This window comes from Microbacterium sp. NPDC055988, assembly GCF_042269505.1.
Classification (GTDB): domain Bacteria; phylum Actinomycetota; class Actinomycetes; order Actinomycetales; family Microbacteriaceae; genus Microbacterium.
Window position 1 is genome coordinate 715,391 of the sequence record NZ_JBHJXY010000001.1, and the last position, 20,222, is coordinate 735,612.

At 69.4% G+C, this 20,222-nt stretch carries 18 protein-coding genes and 1 riboswitch; of the genes, 7 read left to right on the forward strand and 11 right to left on the reverse strand.

Annotated elements, in window-relative coordinates:
- Nucleotide 1: 1 nt before the first annotated feature.
- From ACFC14_RS03605 to ACFC14_RS03620, 4 genes are all read right to left on the reverse strand, one after another.
- A complete protein-coding gene (locus ACFC14_RS03605; protein WP_376101257.1) occupies nt 2–1,411 on the reverse strand; it encodes an extracellular solute-binding protein in 1,410 nt (469 codons plus the stop codon).
- A gap of 62 nt (nt 1,412–1,473) precedes the next feature.
- Entirely contained in the window at nt 1,474–2,637 is a 1,164-nt protein-coding gene (locus ACFC14_RS03610) for a Gfo/Idh/MocA family protein (protein ID WP_376101258.1), read from the reverse strand.
- Nucleotides 2,634–3,542: a sugar phosphate isomerase/epimerase family protein gene (locus ACFC14_RS03615; RefSeq protein WP_376101259.1), complete on the reverse strand. Its 909-nt coding sequence runs from the start codon at nt 3,540–3,542 to the stop codon at nt 2,634–2,636. Before ACFC14_RS03615 ends, ACFC14_RS03610 begins: the two co-directional genes overlap by 4 nt.
- A gap of 71 nt (nt 3,543–3,613) precedes the next feature.
- Entirely contained in the window at nt 3,614–4,315 is a 702-nt protein-coding gene (locus ACFC14_RS03620; protein WP_051662376.1) for an MgtC/SapB family protein, read from the reverse strand.
- Nucleotides 4,316–4,487: 172 nt separating this feature from the next.
- Between ACFC14_RS03620 and ACFC14_RS03625 the strand changes: the two genes are divergently transcribed.
- The 5 genes from ACFC14_RS03625 (at nt 4,488) to ACFC14_RS03645 (ending at nt 8,067) form a co-directional block, all read left to right on the forward strand.
- Nucleotides 4,488–5,249, forward strand: coding sequence for a GntR family transcriptional regulator (locus tag ACFC14_RS03625; RefSeq protein ID WP_376101260.1), 762 nt, complete (start codon nt 4,488–4,490; stop codon nt 5,247–5,249).
- A gap of 47 nt (nt 5,250–5,296) precedes the next feature.
- Nucleotides 5,297–5,854 carry a hypothetical protein gene (locus tag ACFC14_RS03630; protein ID WP_376101261.1) on the forward strand — a complete coding sequence of 186 codons (558 nt, stop codon included), beginning with the start codon at nt 5,297–5,299 and terminating at the stop codon, nt 5,852–5,854.
- A gap of 84 nt (nt 5,855–5,938) precedes the next feature.
- A complete protein-coding gene (locus ACFC14_RS03635; protein ID WP_376101262.1) occupies nt 5,939–6,577 on the forward strand; it encodes a bifunctional 4-hydroxy-2-oxoglutarate aldolase/2-dehydro-3-deoxy-phosphogluconate aldolase in 639 nt (212 codons plus the stop codon).
- 48 nt (nt 6,578–6,625) lie between these two features.
- The gene (locus ACFC14_RS03640; RefSeq protein ID WP_376101263.1) at nt 6,626–7,321 is read left to right on the forward strand and encodes an ankyrin repeat domain-containing protein; all 696 of its coding nucleotides are present in this window, start codon (nt 6,626–6,628) and stop codon (nt 7,319–7,321) included.
- The gene (locus ACFC14_RS03645) at nt 7,318–8,067 is read left to right on the forward strand and encodes a sulfite exporter TauE/SafE family protein (protein ID WP_376101264.1); all 750 of its coding nucleotides are present in this window, start codon (nt 7,318–7,320) and stop codon (nt 8,065–8,067) included. The genes ACFC14_RS03640 and ACFC14_RS03645 overlap by 4 nt, the downstream gene beginning before the upstream one ends.
- Nucleotides 8,068–8,193: 126 nt before the next feature.
- Here the strand turns inward: ACFC14_RS03645 and ACFC14_RS03650 are convergent, their stop codons facing one another.
- Both ACFC14_RS03650 and ACFC14_RS03655 read right to left on the reverse strand, forming a co-directional pair.
- Entirely contained in the window at nt 8,194–9,024 is an 831-nt protein-coding gene (locus ACFC14_RS03650; protein ID WP_376101265.1) for an SDR family oxidoreductase, read from the reverse strand.
- 147 nt (nt 9,025–9,171) lie between these two features.
- Complete coding sequence (locus tag ACFC14_RS03655) at nt 9,172–9,930, reverse strand: SDR family NAD(P)-dependent oxidoreductase (RefSeq protein WP_376101266.1); 759 nt, start codon at nt 9,928–9,930, stop codon at nt 9,172–9,174.
- A gap of 216 nt (nt 9,931–10,146) precedes the next feature.
- Here ACFC14_RS03655 and ACFC14_RS03660 point away from each other — a divergent pair, with 216 nt between their 5' ends.
- A complete protein-coding gene (locus tag ACFC14_RS03660) occupies nt 10,147–10,881 on the forward strand; it encodes a phosphotransferase (protein ID WP_376101267.1) in 735 nt (244 codons plus the stop codon).
- Nucleotides 10,882–10,904: 23 nt separating this feature from the next.
- Here ACFC14_RS03660 and ACFC14_RS03665 read toward each other — a convergent pair whose 3' ends face one another.
- The 3 genes from ACFC14_RS03665 to ACFC14_RS03675 all read right to left on the reverse strand — a co-directional run bounded on the left by ACFC14_RS03665 (nt 10,905) and on the right by ACFC14_RS03675 (nt 13,800).
- Entirely contained in the window at nt 10,905–11,696 is a 792-nt protein-coding gene (locus ACFC14_RS03665) for an energy-coupling factor transporter transmembrane component T family protein (RefSeq protein ID WP_376101268.1), read from the reverse strand.
- Nucleotides 11,693–13,150: an ABC transporter ATP-binding protein gene (locus tag ACFC14_RS03670; RefSeq protein ID WP_376101269.1), complete on the reverse strand. Its 1,458-nt coding sequence runs from the start codon at nt 13,148–13,150 to the stop codon at nt 11,693–11,695. Before ACFC14_RS03670 ends, ACFC14_RS03665 begins: the two co-directional genes overlap by 4 nt.
- Nucleotides 13,150–13,800 (reverse strand): ECF transporter S component, encoded by a 651-nt coding sequence (locus ACFC14_RS03675; protein ID WP_376101270.1) that lies wholly within the window; start codon nt 13,798–13,800, stop codon nt 13,150–13,152. Before ACFC14_RS03675 ends, ACFC14_RS03670 begins: the two co-directional genes overlap by 1 nt.
- A riboswitch (TPP riboswitch) is annotated at nt 13,794–13,903 on the reverse strand. It overlaps the preceding gene by 7 nt.
- Before the next feature lie 81 nt (nt 13,904–13,984).
- Here ACFC14_RS03675 and ACFC14_RS03680 point away from each other — a divergent pair.
- On the forward strand, nt 13,985–15,802 hold the full coding sequence (locus ACFC14_RS03680; protein ID WP_376101271.1) for a D-alanyl-D-alanine carboxypeptidase: 1,818 nt from the start codon (nt 13,985–13,987) through the stop codon (nt 15,800–15,802).
- A 164-nt stretch (nt 15,803–15,966) separates the two neighbouring features.
- Here the strand turns inward: ACFC14_RS03680 and ACFC14_RS03685 are convergent, their stop codons facing one another.
- Together ACFC14_RS03685 and ACFC14_RS03690 are read right to left on the reverse strand one after the other, a co-directional pair.
- Nucleotides 15,967–18,243 (reverse strand): ABC transporter ATP-binding protein, encoded by a 2,277-nt coding sequence (locus ACFC14_RS03685; protein WP_136041267.1) that lies wholly within the window; start codon nt 18,241–18,243, stop codon nt 15,967–15,969.
- Complete coding sequence (locus ACFC14_RS03690; protein WP_136041266.1) at nt 18,240–19,967, reverse strand: ABC transporter ATP-binding protein; 1,728 nt, start codon at nt 19,965–19,967, stop codon at nt 18,240–18,242. The genes ACFC14_RS03685 and ACFC14_RS03690 overlap by 4 nt, the downstream gene beginning before the upstream one ends.
- Nucleotides 19,968–20,222 lie beyond the last annotated feature (255 nt).

Below are 20,222 nucleotides of genomic sequence, written 5' to 3' on the forward strand. Positions count from 1 at the left end.
GTCACTCGGAGATCGCGTCCGGACCCACGACGCCTTCGAGACCACGGACGTAGGTCTTCAGTGCGTCATCGACCGAGGTTCCGGTGGCGACGTCGAGCGTGGCCTGCTGCAACAGCACCGACACCTGCGGGTAGGCCGCGAGTCCCGGGCGGTAGGCCGTGATCGGCAGCACCTCTTCGCTGACGAAGGTCAGCATCGGGTCGGAGGAGAGCAGTTTCTCGTTCACGTCGTTGCGGGGCGAGATCGCCAGGGTGCCGGCAGCACGCGCCTCGTACGCCTCAGGAGAGTTCATGAAGGCGAGCAGCTCCCAGGCGAGTTCGGCGTGCTTCGAGTTGGGGTTGAGCACACGGCCGGTTCCGCCGGACATCGAGACGAAGTCCTGGCCGTCGATGCCCTCGCCGGGCTCGACCGCCGGGATCTTGGCGTAGCCGACGGCCCTGTCACGGTCGGCCATGGGGGCGGTTCCCACACCCTCCTCGGGGTTGATCACGGAGCGCCAGAAGTAGTCGCCTTCGAGGAGAATGCCGATCTTGCCCTCCGCGAAGAGCTGGAACGAGGTGTCGCGCCCCGAGGCCTCCTGCTGGAGGACCGGGTCACCGAGGCCCTCGTCGACGTAGATGGTCTCGTAGAGGTCGAGCGCCTTCTCCATGCCGTCGGTGGCGCCGATCCACTTTCCGTCCTCGTATACCTGCTCGCCGGTGCCGACCAGCATCGGGAGCAGCCCCTGCATGGTGGTCGCCTCGCCCATCGCCGTGCCGGCGTTGAGCTGGATCGGGGTGACGCCGTCGAGCTTCTTGAGGTCGCGCGACGCATCGAGGATGTCGTCCCAGCTCTCGGGAGCCCAGTCCTCGTCGAGTCCCGCCTGCGCGAAGAGGTCCTTGTTGTAATAGAGCACGCGGCCATCGGCGCCCTGCGGCACCCCGTAGCGGTCGCCGTCGAACGAGAGGGCGTTCTGCACAGCATCCGGGATCTGCGCCCAGCCGTCCCAGTCGTCGACCGCGTCTCCGCCGACGTCGGCGAGCGGCTTGATGTACCCGGCCTCGGCGAACTCGCCGACCCAGATGCCGTCCATGCCGATGATGTCGGCGCCCTTGCCGGACTGCAGGTCGAGGGCGATCTTGGTCTTGTAGTCCTCGTCGTCGACGCCCTGGGGCTGGAACTCGACGGTGACGTCCTTGTCCTCCGCCTTCATGGCCTTCTCGAACTCGGGGATGACCCAGTCCGCGATCCAATCGGCCTCGGCGGCGTTCTTGCCGCCGGTGATGGAGTTGGTCGTGAGGGTGAGGGTGACCGGTCCGGATTCCTCCTCGGCCTCCGGCTCTGATCCTCCGGAGCAGCCGGCGAGGACGACCGCACCGACAGTGGTGAGGGCGAACGCCGCAAGAAGGCGGCGCTTTCCATTCGTGACCATTTCTGGACCTTTCTGTGTCGCTGATCGCCGAGCGGATGCCGCTCGGTCTCGGGTGGGGGTGACTACTGCGCGGCTTCGGCGCTCGGGTCGAGTGCGAAGCCCTTCGAGAGCGCGAGCGCGCGGATCATCCGCTGCCCGACGCGCACATCGGCGATCGACTCCTCGACGCTCGCCCCGTCGGGGCGTTCGCCGCGGACCAGGGCCGCCAGCGCGAACAGCTCGTTCTCGAAAGCTTCTTGCTGCATCCAACGCGACTCGCTCACGCGGATACCCAGCTCCGGGTGGTTCTCGGTCACACGGAGGATCGTGGGGAGGTTGGTCACGTACGGCACTCCGAACACCAGCTCGATCGAGCCGGTCTCGTGGTGGAAGGTGACGGTCTCCTGGTAGTCGGGGTAGGCGTCGATGTAGTGCCAGTCGAGGGTCCACGGGGTCTCGTCGCGGGCGAGGGCACCGCGCAGGTGCACCGAACCGGGCATCTTCGGTCCCCAGTGCTGGGCGAAGTCGACCTCGCCCAGACCCCCGACGAGCATGCGCAGCAGTCCGACGTCGTGGACGATCGAGCCGAGCACGACGTTCGTGTAGAGCGTGCGCAGATCGACGGGGAGGTCGGAGCCGACGGCCGAGTCGACGATCGCGGCGGTGGCCTCGATGAGCGGCGCGAGCGTGTCGCGGGAGACGTCGCCGGTGGGCGCCGCGAGGCGGGCGAACTCCAGCTGCGAACCGTCCAGCGGGTGCATCACCTGCACGCTCACCGCGCGCAGGTCGACATCGGCGAGGAGCTCCTTCGCACGGCGGGATGCGAGGTCATACTCCTTCATGTAGCCGACGCGCACCCAGTCGCGCAGTTCGATCCCCGCCTCGGCGGCGTGGGCGGCGAGCGCGTCGAGTTCTGCGAGCGAGTACGCGAGGGGCTTCTCGGCGAGGACCCGGATGCCGGCCCGCACGAGGCGCAGCGTGTCGCCGGCGTGGGAGCCGGTGGTAGCGAGGATGGCGGCGTCGATCGCGAGCACGCCCTCGTCCTTCGCGGCGATCAGGGCGTCGACGGAGGAGAACCGGCGGTTGTCGGCGACCCCGTAGCGGGCGGCCATGTCGGCGGTGCGCTCGGCGGAGAGGTCGACGAGGGCAGCGATCTCGAAGCTCTCGGCGTTCCTGCGCAGCAGCGGCAGATGGACGCTCTGGCTGATCGCACCGAGGCCGATGACGGCGACGCGCGTGACGTTCATGCGAACCACTTCCGGAGGGCGTCGCGATTGGCGATCTGCTCTTCCTTGGCATGCTCGACCTCGGCGGCGGAGCGGGGGACGACGTCCTGCTCCACGATCAGCCAGCCGTCGTATCCGCTGCCGATGATCTCCTCCACGAGTTCATCGACCGCCAGGTCGCCTTCGCCCAGGGGAACGAAGACGCGCTTCTCCCACACCGACCGCATGGGGTCGTCGGTCTGCAGCGCCTCGCGCAGGATCTGCGTGCGCGCATCCTTCAGATGCAGGTGGTTGATGCGGTCGCGCCAGCGACGGTAGTCGGGCAGCGGGTCGCCGCCTCCGATGAGGAGGTGGCCGGAGTCGAAGGTGAGCCCGACGTCGGTCGACGCGAGCAGTGCGTCGACCTCTTCCGGTGTTTCGACATAGGTGCAGGCGTGGTGGTGGAACGTGGGCTCGAGGCCGCGGTCGCGCACCCGGGCGGTCGTGAGGTTCACGCGATCGGCGAACCGGGCCCAGTCGTCGCCGCGGAGCGTGAGCTCGGGAGCGCCACCGGGGCGTGCCTTGCGCTCGGCGCTGCCGGAGTCGGCGAGGGTCGGGAGCGGGGCGAGGACGGGACCGGTCTCCGCGGCGGCGACGAAGACGTCGAGGATGCCGTCGAGGTCGGCGAGCGCGCGCTCGAACTCGTCATCGGTGCCCGCGAAGGGCAGATCGATCCATCCGCCGGCGAGTTCGAGGCCGTACCTCTGCAGGCGATCCGTGAGATCCGTCCCGCGACCGAGCAGGCCGACCGGACCGAGGTCGATGCCCTGGTAACCGGCTTCGCTGATCCAGCGCGCGAGCTCCTCCCCTTCGGGGAGAGCGACGAGATCCGGCCGAGCCAGCTCGAAGACTCCGTAGCTCACCGGCGCATTCGCGATACGGATCACTCGATTTCCTTTCTCCATTGAACGGTGGACCCGAGGCCCGGTGAAAATGTTAGCAGGTAATTACATATGCATCAATCGTCGTCCGAGAAGCCCTGAACGACGACCGACCGCACCCCGTCGAGCCGCGCGATCGCGTCGATCAGCTCCGACCGCATCTCGGGCGAAGCCTCCGCGAACTCGAGCGTCGCGCGCATGTCGGAGTCACCGTGGATCCGTGCGGCACCGAGGAGAGTGGCGGGAAGACCGCGGCGTTCGGCGGCGGCGAGCACCTCACGGATGGCACCGCGCTCAGACTCGTACTGCAGCGTGACGCGCAGCCGCTCCGGCTCGGGGCGCACGCGGTCTCGCACCCGCGACAGGGGACCGACCGTCAGCAGATGCAGCCCCGTGCCGGCGATTGCCAGCAGCGGCATGTTGGCCCCGCACGCCATGCCGATCGCCGCCACGACCCAGATGGTCGCGGCGGAGGTCAGCCCGGAGACGGCGTTGTTGCGCACGAAGATGACACCGGCGCCGAGGAAGCCGATGCCGGAGACCACCTGCGCCGCGATGCGGGAGGGATCGACGGCCACGTCCGGACCGAGCACGCCCTCGAATCCATACGCCGAGATCAGCGTGAATATCGCCGACCCGATGCCCACCAGAACGTGGGTCCGCAGCCCCGCGCTCTTGAGCTTGCGCGACCTCTCGACTCCGACGGCGAGCGAGAGCACGAACGCCAGGGCGAGGAGACCGAGCTCCACGAGCAGGTGCGGATCCCCCACGATGCTCACGACAACTCCACCATGTCCGAACAATAGCACTTTATGCATTTTGCGGACCCCGGCCGGCTCGGAAACAGAAGAATCTGCGCGCCTCACCGCCAGGATCCGCCGGAAAAGAGGAGGTCGGGCCGATCGTATGATTGTCGCTACAATATGACTCCCTCACAGAAAGCGGAGCACCATGGCCGATCTCGTCACTCCGTGGCCGAACGATCTGTTCGCCGACATCGACCGCACGGGACCCGTCCCGCTCTACTTCCAGGTGTCGACCCGACTCCAGAGCGCGATCCAGTCCGGAGCCATCCCCGCCGGCGCGCGCCTCGAGAACGAGGTCTCCATCGCCGAGCAGCTCGGCCTGTCACGACCCACCATCCGACGCGCCATCCAGGAGCTCGTCGACAAGGGCCTGCTCGTGCGGCGCCGCGGGATCGGCACCCAGGTGGTGCAGGGCTCCGTCACGCGCCAGGTCGAACTCACCAGCCTGTTCGAAGACCTGCAGAGCGCCCACCACGAACCCGGGACGCAGGTGCTCACGCACGAGGTGATCGCGGCATCCGACGAGGTCGCGGCCGCTCTCGCGCTCGCCCCCGGCACCGAGGTGCTGCACCTGCGCCGACGACGCAGCACCGACGGCGTCCCCGTCGCCGTGCTGGAGAACTACCTCCCGGGCGAGTTCGCGAGCATCTCCTCGGAGCAGCTCGAATCGCGCGGGCTGTACCAAGTTCTCCGAGCTCGGGGCGTCGCCATCCGCGTCGCCAAGCAGAAGATCGGAGCCCGGAGGGCGGAAGCCGACGAGCCCGAGCTGCTGGAGATCGAAGCCGGCGGACCGCTGCTGACGATGGAGCGCATCTCGTTCGACCAGTCGGGGGCGGCGATCGAGTTCGGGCACCACTGCTACCGGCCCGACCTCTATCGCTTCGAGACCACGCTCGTCGCCAAGTAGCCCAGAAGCCCCTGGGGCGGAGGATGACGCCTCCGTAGACTGACCCCATGGATGGCGTGCTGTGGATCGTCGGGATCGTCGTCGGGCTGATCGTCGTCGTCGCGATCCTGACGCTCGCGCTCCGCGGAATGCGTCCGAAACTGCCCGAACCACAGGTCTTCACGCCGACAGCCGTGACACCGCGCAGCGCTCCCGCCTCCTCGGCATCCGCACCCTCCTCCGGGCTGACGCCCGACGTCGTCGCCGAGATCGACCGGCTTGTCGCCGCCGGGCAGAAGATCCACGCCATCAAGCTCTACCGCGACCGCACCGGCGTGGGCCTGAAAGAGGCGAAGGATCGCGTGGAGCACTGGTCGGCCAGCACCACCGCCCCTCATCTCGCAGCGGTGTCGAACGCCACCGCCGCGCACTCCTCGATCACGCCGGCCGCTCTCACGCCGTCGACCGTGCGCGCCTCGCTGCCCGCATCCGTGTCGTCCGAGATCGATGGTCTCATCGCCCGAGATTCGCAGATCGCCGCGATCAAGCTGCTCCGACAGCAGACCGGGCTCGGCCTCAAGGAGTCGAAGCTGCTCATCGATGCCTGGATTCCGCCCCGCAGCTGAGCGCGGCAGTCCGACAGCCGCGGCGGGCGGATGCGGCCTTCCCCGCGGGGGAGAATGGATGCGTCCCCGACCGCAAGGAGCCTCATGTCCGACCGTCTCGACCGCGCCCGCAGCACCGGCGTCCTCGCCGTACTCCGCGCCTCGTCCCCCGAGCTGGCCCTGGAGGCCTCCGAGGCGATCATCCGCGGCGGGGTGACCGGCGTCGAAGTGACCTTCTCGACGCCCGACGCGCCCGCCGTCATCCGTGAGCTCATCGCCCGCCACGGCGACGCCGCCTACATCGGCGCCGGGACCGTGACCACCGCCGCGCAGGCAGCAGCGGCGGCGGATGCGGGGGCGGAGTTCCTCGTCAGCCCCGGCACGCTCCCGCACCTGACCCGCTCGATGCTCGACACCGGACGCGTCGTGATGACCGGAGCCATGACCCCCACCGAGGTCATGAGCGCGCTCGAGCTCGGCGTCGACGTCGTGAAGATCTTCCCGGCGTCGCTCGGCGGGCCGTCGTACCTCGGCGCGCTGCGGGGCCCGTTTCCCGATGCCCCGCTCATGCCGACCGGCGGCGTGAGCCCCGACAACCTGGCGGCCTGGTTCGCGGCGGGTGCGGTCGCGGTCGGCGCCGGTGGCGACCTCGCCAACGGCGCGTCGATCGCGGCCTCCGACTGGGCGGACATCGAGCAGCGCGCCGCACGATTCGCGGCAGCGCTCACCGCCGCACGAGGCTGATCGCCCGATCGCCCGATCGCATTCAGCATCGTTTGGTATACCAGACGCATGCGACGGAACATTCTCGTGGGCGCACTCGTGGCCGCCCTGCTGACCACGACGGCGTGCACCGCGAACCCCGACGCGTCCGCACCGACACCGACACCGGAGGCCTCCATGACCGACGCCACGCAGGATCTGCTCCTCGCCGCCACCACCGGAGACGCGGATGCCGTGCGCGCTGCACTCGGTGACGGCGCAGACCTCGAGGCGCGGGGCGACGGCGGAATGTCGGCGCTCGTCGCCGCGACCAAGGCGAACCACGTCGACGCCGCGCAGGCCCTCATCGAGGCCGGCGCCGACGTGAACGCCAAGGACGACATCCAGGACTCCGCCTACCTGTACGCCGGCGCTCGCGGGCACGACGAGATCCTGCGCCTGACGCTCCAGAACGGCGCCGACCTGACGAGCACGAACCGCTTCGGGGGCACCGCGCTGATCCCGGCCTCCGAACGCGGACTGTTGCCGACGGTCGAGATCCTGCTCGAAGCGGGCGTCGACCCGAACCACGTCAACAACCTGAACTGGACCGCGCTGCACGAGGCGATCGTGCTCGGCGACGGCTCCTCCCGCTACGTCGCGGTCGTGCGCGCGCTCGTCGACGGTGGAGCGGACATCGGCATCCCGGACGGCGACGGGGTGCTGCCCGTCGACCTCGCGAGGAGCCGCGGCTACGACGCGATCGTCGCCGAGCTCGAACGGTGATCGCCCTCGACCCGTGGGCATGGGCCGCCCTCGCCGTGGCCGCGGTGACGATCGGCATCTCGAAGACGGCGCTGCCCGGCGGCAGCATCCTGGCCATCGCCCTGTTCGCGGCGGTCCTGCCCGCCCGCACGTCGACGGCCGCGACCCTGCTTCTGCTCATGGTGGGCGACCTGTTCGCGCTCTTCGCCTACCGCCGGCATGCCCACTGGCCGACGCTGCTGCGCCTGGCGCCCGCGGTCATCGCGGGACTCCTCGTCGGATTCGCGTTCCTCGCACTCGCCGGCGACGGGGTGGTCCGCCGCGCGATCGGCGTGATCCTGCTGCTGATGATCGCGGTGACCCTCTGGCGGCGGTGGCGGCAGAGCAAGGCCGACACACTGACCCCGCCGTCGGGCGGCATCCTGCTCGCGGGGGCCTACGGCACGCTCGGCGGCTTCACGACCATGGTCGCCAACGCGGGCGGACCGGTCATGTCGATGTACTTCCTGGCCACCCGCACGCCCGTGCAGGTGTTCCTCGGGACCTCGGCGTGGTTCTTCGCCATCATCAACGTGATCAAGGTGCCGTTCCTCGCGGGCCTGGGGCTGTTCCACGCACCGGTGCTGCTGATGGATGCCGTGCTCGCCCCGCTCGTGGTGATCGGGGCGCTGCTCGGCCTGCGGGTCGCGCGCCGGATGAACCAGCGCGTGTTCGACCGCATCGTGATCGTGCTGACGATTCTCGGCGCGGTGTACCTGCTGATCTGAGCGCTCGGGCCACACCCACTGCTGAGGGGTCGAGACACGCCGCACACCGCTCGCGCGATGGGGCGTGTCTCGACCCCTAGCGCATGAGGGCGCGGGCGGATGCGGATGCGGGCGGACGGGAGCGTCTCAGTCGAGGAAGATGTCCGGGAAGAGCGCACTGTCGGGCGTGCCGGGGATCGCGGCGTACCCCGAGAAGTCGGTCACTCCGTCGGCCTCGAGCACGTCTTCCACGATGAGCGACTGCCCCGTGTACGACGCCGCGGGCTTGAGGAGCACGGCATACGCGGCATCAGCGTAGATCTCGGGTGTGCGGCTCGCGGCCATGACCTTGTCGCCGCCGAGCAGGTTCTGCACCGCCGCCGTCGCGATCGTGGTGCGGGGCCACAGGGTGTTGGCGGCGATCCCGTCGCGCGCGAACTCCGCCGCGAGGCCGAGCGTCGCCAGCGTCATCCCGAACTTCGCGAGCGTGTACCCGGTGTGCGCGCCGAGCCACTTCGGCGTCGGGTTCAGGGGCGGCGAGAGGGAGAGGATGTGCGGGTTCTCGGCATCCTTCAGGATCGGCACGGCCGCGCGGGAGAGCATGAAGGTGCCGCGCACGTTCACGTCCTGCATCAGGTCGTACTTCTTGGCGCCCAGGTCGAGCGAGCGCGAGAGGTCGATGACGCTGGCGTTGTTGATGACGATGTCGATGCCGCCGAACTCGCCCTGCGTCTTCATGACCGCTTCGGTGATGTCGTCGTCGTCGCGCACGTCGCCGACGATCGGGAGCGCGTTGCCCCCGGCCGCCCGGATCTGCTCGGCGGCGGTGTGGATGGTGCCCTCGAGCTTCGGATGCGGGGTGTCGGTCTTCGCGAGCATCGCGATGTTCGCACCGTCGGCGGCCGCCCTCAGCGCGATCGCGAGTCCGATTCCGCGGCTGCCGCCCGACATCAGGATGGTCTTTCCGGCAAGGGACATGGTTTCTCCTGGGTTCTTGTCGCGAGTTCTGACGTGTTCCGGTCGCACTTTCTGCCGCTTGTGAGCTGCGAGAGCGGCAGAAACTGCGACCGGAGCGAGGGGATGTGGGGTGAGGGGATGCGGGGATGTGGGGGTGGGGGGTGCGGGTCAGCGCGGCGCCATGCGGATGGCGCCGTCGAGACGGATGGTCTCGCCGTTGAGGTAGCCGTTCTCGACGATCTGCTGCACGAGGGCGGCGTACTCGTCGGGGCGGCCAAGGCGGGCGGGGAAGGGCACCTGCTGCCCAAGGGAGTCCTGCGCCTCCTGCGGGAGACCCATCAGCATCGGGGTCTCCATGATCCCGGGCGCGATCGTGCACACCCGGATGCCGTGGCGCGCGAGCTCCCGCGCCACCGGTAGGGTCATCGCGTGCACGCCGCCCTTGGACGCCGAGTAGGCGGGCTGACCGATCTGGCCGTCGAAAGCGGCGACGCTCGCGGTGTTCACGATGACGCCGCGCTCCTCGTCGTGCAGCTCGTTCTTCGCGATCACGGCGGATGCCTGCGAGATGACGTTGAACGTGCCGACGAGGTTGATGCGGATCACGCGCTCGAAGTCGGCGAGCACGGCGGGGTTGCCCTCACGGTCGAGCACCTTGGCGGGCGGCGCGATGCCGGCGCAGTTCACGACGACGCGCAGCGGTGCCGCGGACTGCGCGGCCGCCACGGCAGCCTGCACCTCCTCGGCGCTCGTGACATCGGCCGCGACGAAGAGTCCGCCGAGTTCGTCCGCGATCTCCGTCCCCTTCGACGAGGGGAGGTCGATGATCGTGACGTGCGCTCCGGCCGCGACGAGCCGGCGCGCGGTGGCGAGTCCGAGACCGGAAGCCCCTCCGGTGATGAGTGCACCCTGACCGCTGATCTGCATCTGAAGTTCTCCTTCGAACGTCGTTGCGACATGCTTCGCTGGAACGCGGTTTCAGCCTACGTGGTTCTTGGTTCCACCACGAAACCGGTGACCCCACCCGCAGGAACCGTGTTCAGAGCGAGCCTACGACACCGCCTCTACGGAGAACGGTCCCGTAGCCCGAAGCCTCCCGCAGATATCGGTCGCCACATCCGAAGCCTCCGGCAGGATGGGGTCATGACCATCCCCACCGAAGACATCGCCGTCCCCGACCGGGTCCGACTCCTCGCACGAGGCGCGGATCTCGAGTGCGTGTGGCGGAACGACTACGGCGGGCTGACCTTCCGCGCGACCGGCGCGGCCCAGCCGTTCTTCATCAAGTGGGGCCCCCGAAACCTCGAGTTCACGCTGAGCGACGAGGCCGAGCGGATGCAATGGGCGTCACGGTGGATCACGGTGCCGACCGTGCTCGACAGCGGCGGCGACGAGACGCACGAGTGGATGGTCACGGCCGCGCTCGACGGGCTGAGCGCCGTGGACCCGCGGTGGGTCGCCGAGCCCGCTGTCGCGGTGCGTGCCGTCGGCGAAGGGCTCCGCGCCCTGCACGATGCTCTCCCCGTCGCGGACTGCCCGTGGGAGTGGAGCGTTTCGTCGCGCATCGAGAACGCCGAGCGGCGCGGCATCGTCGTGCCGGACGAACTGCGGACCGCACCCGAGATCGACCGTCTCGTCGTCAGCCACGGCGATGCCTGCTGCCCGAACACGCTCGTGGGCGACGACGGACGCTGGCTCGCCCACGTCGACCTGGCACTGCTCGGCGTGGCCGACCGCTGGGCCGACATCGCCGTCGCCTCCATGAGCACCGAGTGGAACTACGGCCCCGGCTGGGAGGACGCGCTCATCGAGGCCTACGGTGTCGAGCCCGACCGCGAGCGCCTCGCCTACTACCGAGAGCTCTGGAACGCGGCCTGATCCTCCGCTGACACCGGCCCGACTCAGGCTCCGGGGCCGAGGATGAAGTTCCATGCCCCGGTGGCCACGGCGGCGGCGATCGCGATGCCCGAGATCGCCGCCCCCACGGCGAGCAGCATCCACTCGGCCGCGCCGAACCGCGACTCCCGCGCCCAGGTGCGACGCCCCGGCGCTCCGAAGCCGCGCGCCTCCATGGCGGTGGCGAGCTTCGCTCCACGCCGGATCGACAGCACGAGCAGCGCGAACGCCATACCGAGGAACCGACGGATGCGGCCGCGATCGGCCACGCCTCTCGCCCGGCGCGCGAGCTCGAGCGCACGCCAGTCGTCGAGGAAGAGCCCCACCATCCGCAGCCCCGCGAGCGCGCCGAGCACGAACCGGGCGGGAAGTCGCAGGATCTGGCCGAGACCGTCGGCGAGATCGGTCGGGTCGACCGTGATGAAAAGGACGACCGACGGGAGAGCGATCGCGAGCACCCGCAGCATCGTGGCGAGCGCGAGCGCGAGCGATCCCTCGCTGATCCGCAGCACGAACCAGTCGACGTAGACGGTGCCGCTCGTCTCGCCGTAGAGCGCGATGGTCAGGCCGGTCAGGGGTGCGGCGAGCCAGACCGGCCAGGTGCGCATCCAGAACTCGCGCCAGCCGATCCCGGCGAACAGGAACAGCACGAACTCCAGCACGAGCGCGACAGATGCCGACACCGGGTCCAGCGTCAGGATCAGGGGCACGGCGATCAGCGCACTGACCCCGAGTTTGGCCACCGGATTGACGGCGGCGAGGGCTCCGGAACGCGCCTGCGTCTCAAGCAGCGTCATGATGCGCCCCCGAGTTCGAACCGCTCGGCGTGCAGCGCCCGCGCGACGTCGAGGTCGTGGGTGATCGTGACGATCGCCGACCCCTCGTCGCGGAGCGCCGCGAGCATGGCGACCAGTTCCGCCCAGGTGCGGGCATCCTGACCGAAGGTGGGTTCGTCGAGCACGAGCACCCGTGGTCTGGTCGCGATGGCCGCGGCGACCGTGAGGCGGCGCTTCTCCCCGCCCGAGAGCGTGTACGGGTTGGCGGCGGCGAGATGGGTCAGGCGCAGTCGCGCGAGCAGCTCGTCGCTGCGCGCGGCAATCTCGCCTTCGCCCATCCCGAGCGCGCGCGGCCCGACGGCCAGCTCGTCGCGCACGGTCTTCGCGAGCAACTGGTGCTCGGGCTCCTGGAACACCATGCCGATGCGAGTCAGCAGATCCCGTGAGGCCCAGCGGATCGGCGAAGGGTGCGCCTCGGCGGCGAGGGAGACGGATGCCGTCAGCTCGCCTGCCGCGGGTGGGAGGAGTCCCGCGAGGGTCAGCCCGAGCGTGGACTTGCCCGCCCCGTTCGGGCCGGTGATCGCCAGCGCGTGGCCGGCGCGCACGTCGAGGTCGATGCCCGTGGCGACCGGGCGCCCCTTGACACGGGCGACGGCCAGCCCGCGGGCGGAGAGCAGCGTCTCCCCCGGCACGCCGCGTGGAGGCGGGGGTGCAGCCGGAGCATGCCCCGGCACCCACACGCCGTCGGCCGCGAGGCGCGCCCCCTGGTCGCCGAGCACCTCGCCGGGTGCTCCGTCGGCCACCACTCCCCCGGCGCCGATCACGATCACGCGCGTGATGAGCGGCAGCCAGACCTCGAGACGGTGCTCGACGACGACGAGCGTCGCCGGCTGCGCCTGCAGCATCCGCTCCACCGCGTCGCGCACCTCGACCACCCCGGCCGGATCGAGGTTCGCGGTCGGCTCGTCGAGCAGCACGAGCCCGGGGCGCATGGCGAGCATGCCGGCGAGCGCGAGCCGCTGCTTCTGCCCACCCGAGAGCGCTTTGGTCGGGTGGTCGAGCGGCACATCGAGGCCGACGGCATCCAGCGCCGATCGCACCCGCGGCCAGATCTGCTCCCGCGGCACTCCGAGGTTCTCGCAGCCGAAGGCGACGTCGTCGCCCGCTCGCGCCAGGATCACCTGCGAGTCCGGGTCCTGCAGCACGAGGCCGGCGCGCCCCCGGGTGGCGACGGCCGGAGCACCGTCGACGAGGAGCTCGCCCGTGCTCTCGCCCTCCTCTTCGCCGCCGAGCACGCCCGCGAGACCGTGCAGCAGGGTGGACTTGCCCGCGCCGGATGCTCCGAGCACGAGCACGCGCTCACCGGGATCGATGCGGAACGAGACGTCGCTCAGCGCCCAGGCGAGGCGACTCGCGTGACGCCACCCCCAGCCGCGGGCCTCGACGGCGGCGGGGATGGTGTGATCCGCCGCCATCAGACGCGGACGCGCGCCTCGCGCCCGGAGCCGAATCGGTCGAGCGCTCCGGTCGCGGCGATGCCTCGCGCCAGCACCCACGACAGCGCACCCGCGATGACGGCCCCGGAGATGACCGTGCTGATCAGGTAGATCGTCGCGAAGGCGGGCCCGGATCCGGCGTACCAGAGCACGAGGTTGTTGATCCCGCCCGCGAGCGCGGCTCCCGCACCCGCGAGGATCGCGACCGGCAGCGACCAGCGACGGTAGAAGAAGAGCAGGAAGACCAGCTCGGCGCCGAGGCCCTGCACGAGTCCGGCTTCGAGCGTGAGGAATCCGCCCCACTGGTTGCCGATGAGGGCCGAGACGACCGCCGCGAGCAGCTCGACGTAGATCGCCGCACCCGCCTTGCGGATGATCAGCCCGCCGAGGACACCCGCGAAGAGCCATGGGCCGTCGAGGAGCCCCTGAACTCCGGGGAGCAGCGGCTCGAGCAGCGCCTTCGGGCCGAGGTAGCCGACGTTCCAGGCGAGGAAGATCAGTCCGGCGGCGACGCCGATGACGCTGGCGACGACGATGTCGACGATGCGCCAGCGCAGGAAGCTTCTGGCCGGGGGCGTGGCCTGTGCCTTCGCGGACGCCGATGTGGACGTGGACGTGGACGTGCTCATTATGAACTCCTCCCTGCGCTGGCATGACCCAGATCAGGTTCGACGGTCGAAGCGCGATTCGCTCCCTCTCAGCCCGGCTCGCCGGACTCCCGTGGTTGTGCTGAAGATCCTACCGGCTCACGACACCCCGCGGGAGACGGGCCGTGCGCCGCGCAACGCGCCCGGGATTGGGTACCGTAAACGAGTGACCGCTTCAGATCCCGCCGACGAGGCGACGGGCGTCGTCCACGGCGACAGCTCGCCGGACGCCGTCCCCTCCGGACGTGTCGACGCCCTGCCGGTCGCAGAGGATGCTGTACCTGCGGACTCCGGCGACACCTCCGCCTTCGCCGCCGACCGCCTGTTCGCTGGCGACGTGCGACCCCCGGATGCCGCCGTGTCCCCGGCGATCCCGGTCGACTCCGCGGCGATCGGAGCGCTGTTCACGACGCAGAGTTCCACGGGCGGCGACGAGCCGGAACCCGAGTTCCCCACCGAACCCGCCGCAGAGCCTGTCGAGCCCGCTGAGCCCACACAGCCCGTGGATGTGACGGCGGCGACACCACCGCTGACCAAACCGCCGTTCGTCCCGGCCGAGCAGACGGCCGGTGAAGAGCCGGCTGACGACGCGAATGCGCTCCTCGACGCGAATGCACCGCAGTGGGCGGACGAGACGACCGGAGCGACGGCCCTGACCTGGGTGGATGCCGCGACAGTCGCCGCACATCCGCCTCTCGCGACTCTCGACGAGCCGGCCGAGGCCGAGCAGACGGGCGGCCTGATGCGCGGTGCCCACCTGCGCCCGGCGATCGCCCGCCCGGGGATCCTCGTGCCGTTGGCGACCCTCGTCGCGATCGTCGCCGCCTACGCCGGCACGACGATGCTGTGGCCCCTGCACGAAGTGCCGCCCACGGTGCAGTCCGTCGAATTCACCACCGTCCCCGCCGCCGCGGCTGCGCTCGCCTGGCCCGGTGAGGGCAGCGCGGCGGTCGGCATCGGCGGGCTGAGCACGGCGGCCTCGAGTCCCGCCGCGGTGAGCATAGCGAGCATCACCAAGGTCGTGAGCAGTCTGATGGTGCTCGACCGGATGCCGCTGGCCCTCGGCGAGCAGGGACCCGAGTTCAGCTTCGACTACGGCGACAGCGTGGAGTACTGGGACTATCGGCGCAGCGATCAGTCGGCGCTGGATGTGCCCGTCGACGGTGTGCTGACCGAGTACCAGCTGCTTCAGGGCACACTCCTCGGATCGGCGAACAACTACATCGATCGGCTCGCGTCCGAGATCTGGGGCTCCGACCGCGAGTTCGCGTCCGCCGCGGAGACCTGGCTGAGAGAGCGCAACCTCACCGGCATCACGGTCGTGACCCCGTCAGGCTTCGATGAGCGCAACGTCTCCACGCCCGAGTCGCTGATCGCGCTGGGCGAGCTGGCGATGCAGAACCCGGTGTTCGCGGAGATCGTGGGCACGAAGTCGGTGGATCTTCCCGGCGCGGGCACGGTCGTCAACACGAACGGGATGCTCGCCGATCCGGGTGTCGTCGGCATCAAGACCGGCACGCTGGTCGGCTGGAACCTGCTCACGGCGAAGGATGTGACCGTCGGCGACACGACCGTGCAGCTGTACGCCGCCGCGCTGAACCAGGCGGGCGACGACGAGCGGCTCGCCCTGACCCGCTCGCTGTTCGCCGAGACGGAGGCCGCGCTGCAGGCACAGGGACCGGCGGTCGCCGCGGGCACGGTCGTGGGACGCGTCACGACCCTGTGGGGCGAGGACGTCGAGGTCATCACCGAGTCCGACGCCGATGTGGTGCTGTGGAACGGCGCCCTCGCGACGGCCACCCCGACCTTCGATCTCGCGGACGAGCGCGACGAAGACGGCACGGTGGGGACGATGACAACGGTCGGACCGCTCGACAGCGCGACGGTTCCCCTGGTCCTGGCCCGGGACGTCGAGGGCCCCAGCCCCTGGTGGCGCCTGACCCACCCGCTCGAGCTCCTCGGCATCACCACCGACGCCCGCTGACTCTCTCGCCCTGAAGAGTCAAAGAACGCCGCCTGCAGGCCTTAGGAGGCGGCGTTCTTTGACTCCTCACCTGCTGCGCACACAGAACCGCGCACACAGAACCGCTCACACAGCACAGCGCCCCACCCCGCGTGTGCGGGATCGGGCGCTGTGCGTGATGCGGATCAGCCGCGAGGAGCGGAGCCGTCGGCCCCGTCTTCGAGCAGAGCCTGCGCGGCGGCGGTCTCGGCCGCCGGCACCTGGGCGCCGACTGATGCTCCGGCCACGGCGGCGGCCTCTTCCTTGGCACTCTCGTCGGCGTCGGCCTCTCCGGTGACGACGACCGGCGTCGATCCGGTGAGCGCGTCTTCGGCGTCGATGTCGGTCGCCGCCTGCTCGAACTGCGACTGGTACAGGCGCCAGTAGGCGCCCTGCGCGGCGATGAGCTCGTCGTGCGTGCCCTTCTCCACGATGTCGCCGTGCTCCATCACGAGGATGAGGTCGGCGTCGCGGATGGTCGACAGACGGTGCGCGATCACGAACGACGTGCGCCCCTCGCGAAGCGCGGCCATCGCGTGCTGCAGCAACAGCTCGGTGCGCGTGTCGACGGCCGACGTGGCCTCATCGAGGATGAGGATCGACGGCTGCGCGACGAACGCCCGGGCGATCGTGATGAGCTGACGCTCACCCGCCGAGACGTTCGCGGCATCCTCGTCGAGCACGGTGTCGTAACCCTCGGGGAGGGCATGCACGAAGCGGTCGACGTACGTCGCCTTGGCGGCGGCGAGAACCTCTTCGTCGGTCGCCGTGGAGCGACCGTATCGGATGTTCTCGCGGATGCTGCCGGCGAACAACCACGGGTCCTGCAACACCATGCCGGTGCGCGAGCGCAGCTCGTCGCGGGTCACCTCGGCGATGTCCTGGCCGTCGAGCGTGATGCGTCCGCCGCTGAGCTCGTAGAAGCGCATGATCAGGTTGACCAGCGTCGTCTTGCCCGCACCCGTCGGACCGACGATCGCGACCGTCTGGCCCGGTTCCACCCGGAACGACAGGTCCCGGATGAGCGGACGCTCCGGCGTGTACGAGAACGCGACGTTCTCGAACTCGATGACACCCTTGCCCTCGACGAGCTCGGGTGCATCGGCGTCGTCTGCCTCCTGCTCGTCGGCGTCGAGCAGCTCGAACACCCGCTCGGCGGATGCCGTGCCCGACTGGACCACCGCGGCCATGCCACCCAGCTCGGACAGCGGCTGCGTGAACTGCTGCGAGTACTGGATGAACGCCTGCACGTCGCCGAGACGCAGCTGGCCGTTCGCGACCATCAGGCCGCCGAGCACCGCGATGCCCACGTAGCTGAGGTTCCCGACGAACATCATCGCCGGCATGATGATGCCGGAGAGGAACTGCGCCTTGAAGCTCGCCTGGAACAGCTCTTCGTTCTCGACCTGGAACTTGTCCAGAGCATCCTTCTCGCGTCCGAAGACCTTCACCAGCGCGTGGCCGGAGAACGCCTCCTCGACGCGGGCGTTCAGTCGACCGACCTTGCGCCACTGCGTGCCGAAGGCCTTCTGCGAGCGCGGTCCGATGATGCCGAAGATCACGCCCATGAGCGGCAGCGTGATGAGCGCGACGAGTGCCAGCTGCCACGAGATCGAGAACATCATGACGAGCACGCCGATCACGGTGAGCACCGAGGTGAGGGCACCGGACAGCGACTGCTGCATCGTCTGCGTGATGTTGTCGATGTCGTTCGTGACGCGCGAGATCAGCTCACCGCGCTGCACCTTGTCGAAGTACGCCAGCGGCAGGCGGTTGATCTTCGCCTCGACCGACTCGCGCAGTCGCCACATGGTGCGCACCATGATCACGTTGATGACGTAACCCTGGATCCAGGTGAGGAATGCCGCAGCCACGTAGATCGCGAGCACCGCGGCGATCACGAGACGCAGCGCCTCGAAGTCGACGCCCTGGCCGACCGTGAAGTCGCCCAGCGCTCCGACCTGGTTGGCGAAGTCGTCCTGACCCGCCCCGCGCAGCGCATCGATCACGACGTCCTGCGGTGTACCCGCCGGGAACCCGGGGAAGTCGCCGTTCGGCTGTCCGAGCTGGATCGAGATGAAGCCCTTGTAGACGAGGTTGGTCGCCTCGGCGAGAACCTTGGGGGCCGCGACCGTGAGCACGACGCCGATGGCGCCGAGGATCGACACGAAGACGAACCAGATCGCGGAGGGCTTCAGCAGCCCGATCATGCGCGCGAAGCTCGGACCGAAGTTGTCGGCCTTGCCCGGTGCCACGCTGTCCCAGTCACCGGAGTTCTGGCGAGCCTGCTCGGCGAGCTCGGCCTCGTACTGCTCCTCGGCCGACAGCTCGACCTCGGCCACAGCCGTCGTCGTCTTGCCGCGGCCGCGGCCTCGGCGGGGTTGGGTCCCTGAGTTTGTCGAAGGGTCGTTCTGCTCGCTCATGCGTCCACCCCCAGCTGCGACTCGACGATCTCTCGGTAGGTGTCATTGGTCTCGAGGAGTTCCTCATGCGTGCCGACGCCGACCATGGTGCCGCCGTCGAGGACGACGATGCGGTCGGCGTCCGTGATCGTGGAGACGCGCTGCGCGACCACGATCTTCGTCACGTGCGGGAGCTCCCGCCACAGCGCTTGGCGCAGCCGGGCGTCGGTCGTGAGGTCGAGCGCCGAGAACGAGTCGTCGAAGACGAGGATCTTCGGCTGGTGCACGATCGCACGCGCGATCGCGAGACGCTGACGCTGACCGCCCGAGACGTTCGTGCCGCCCTGAGCGATGCGCGACTCGAGACCGTCGGGCATCTCCTCGACGAAGTCGCGACCCTGCGCGATGTCGAGCGCGTGCCAGAGCTCCTCGTCGGTCGCCTCTTCGCGTCCGTATCGCAGGTTCGACGCGACGGTGCCGGTGAAGAGGAAGGGGCGCTGCGGCACGAGGCCGATGCTGTCCCACAGCGACTCGACGTCGGCATCGCGCACGTCGGTGCCGCCGACGTGCACGGAACCGCCCGAGACGTCGAAGAGGCGCGGGATGAGCGAGATGAGCGTCGTCTTTCCGGAACCGGTGGATCCGACGATCGCGACCGTCTCACCCGGCTCGGCGGCGAAGCTGATGCCGCGCAGCACCGGGGAATCGGCGCCGGGGTAGGTGAACTCGACGTCGTCGAGCGCGACTGCTCCGGGCACCGGGAACTCGGTGACGCCGTTCTCGGGACGGACGAGCGTCGACTCGGAGTTGAGCACCTCGCCGATACGCTCGGCCGAGACGGCGGCGCGCGGGATCATCATCGCCATGAAGCTCGCCATGATGACGCCGCCCATGATCTGGCCGATGTACTGCATGAAGGCGAACAGCGTGCCGACCTGCACCGTGCCGTTGTTGACCTCGATGCCGCCGAACCAGATGACCGAGACGACGGTCACGTTGAGGATGAGCATGAACAGCGGGAACAGCAGCACGAACAGCGAGCCGACCTTGCGGCCGACGACCATGATGTCGGTGTTGGCACCGCGGAAGCGGTCTTCTTCGATGCGCTCGCGCACGAAAGCGCGCACGACGCGGACGCCGGTCAGCTGCTCGCGCATGATGCGGTTGACGTTGTCGAGTTTGCCCTGGTAGCTGCGGAACAGCGGGACCATGCGGCCGATCACGAGCGCGGCCAGGATGAGCAGCGCGGGCACCGAGACGGCGATCAGCCAGCTGAGGCCGACGTTGGTCTGGACGGCGAAGATGATGCCGCCGATCGCGAGCAGCGGGGCGGTGACGAGCATGGTGGCGCCCATCATCGCGAGCATCTGCACCTGCTGCACGTCGTTGGTGTTGCGGGTGATGAGCGAGCCGGCGCCGAACTGCGACACCTCGCGCTCGGAGAACCCGCTGACCTTGCCGAAGACGTCGGCGCGGATGTCGCGCCCGGCGCCCATCGCGGCTCGTGCGGCGAAGTAGGTCGCCGTGATCGAGGCGATGATCTGCCCGAGCGACACCGCGAGCATGAACAGTCCCGTGCCCCAGATGTAGCCGGTGTCACCCTGGGCGACGCCCTTGTCGATGATGTCGGCGTTCAGGCGCGGGAGGTAGAGGGTCGCCGCAGCACTGGCGAGCTGGAACACCAGCACGCCGAGCAGCAGCCACCGATATCGGGAGAGATAGCGGAAGAGAATTTTTCCCAGCACAGGCGGACTTTCTAGGAAGGACGAAACGGCGGGTTTCTCGGCAGACGGATGCCGACCGACAACCGGCCACAAGACAGAGTGCCACGAACCGTGGACATTCGTATCCCCCTCGAGGCTGACCTTCGCTGACAGCGAACCACTTCGCGCGGGGATCAGTGGTTTCTGCACACGGGCGAACAAGTGGGCAACCTGGCCAGCCGTCCTTTTGTGCTCTCGTGTTGATACAACTTGTGATAGACATATGACACAATCAAG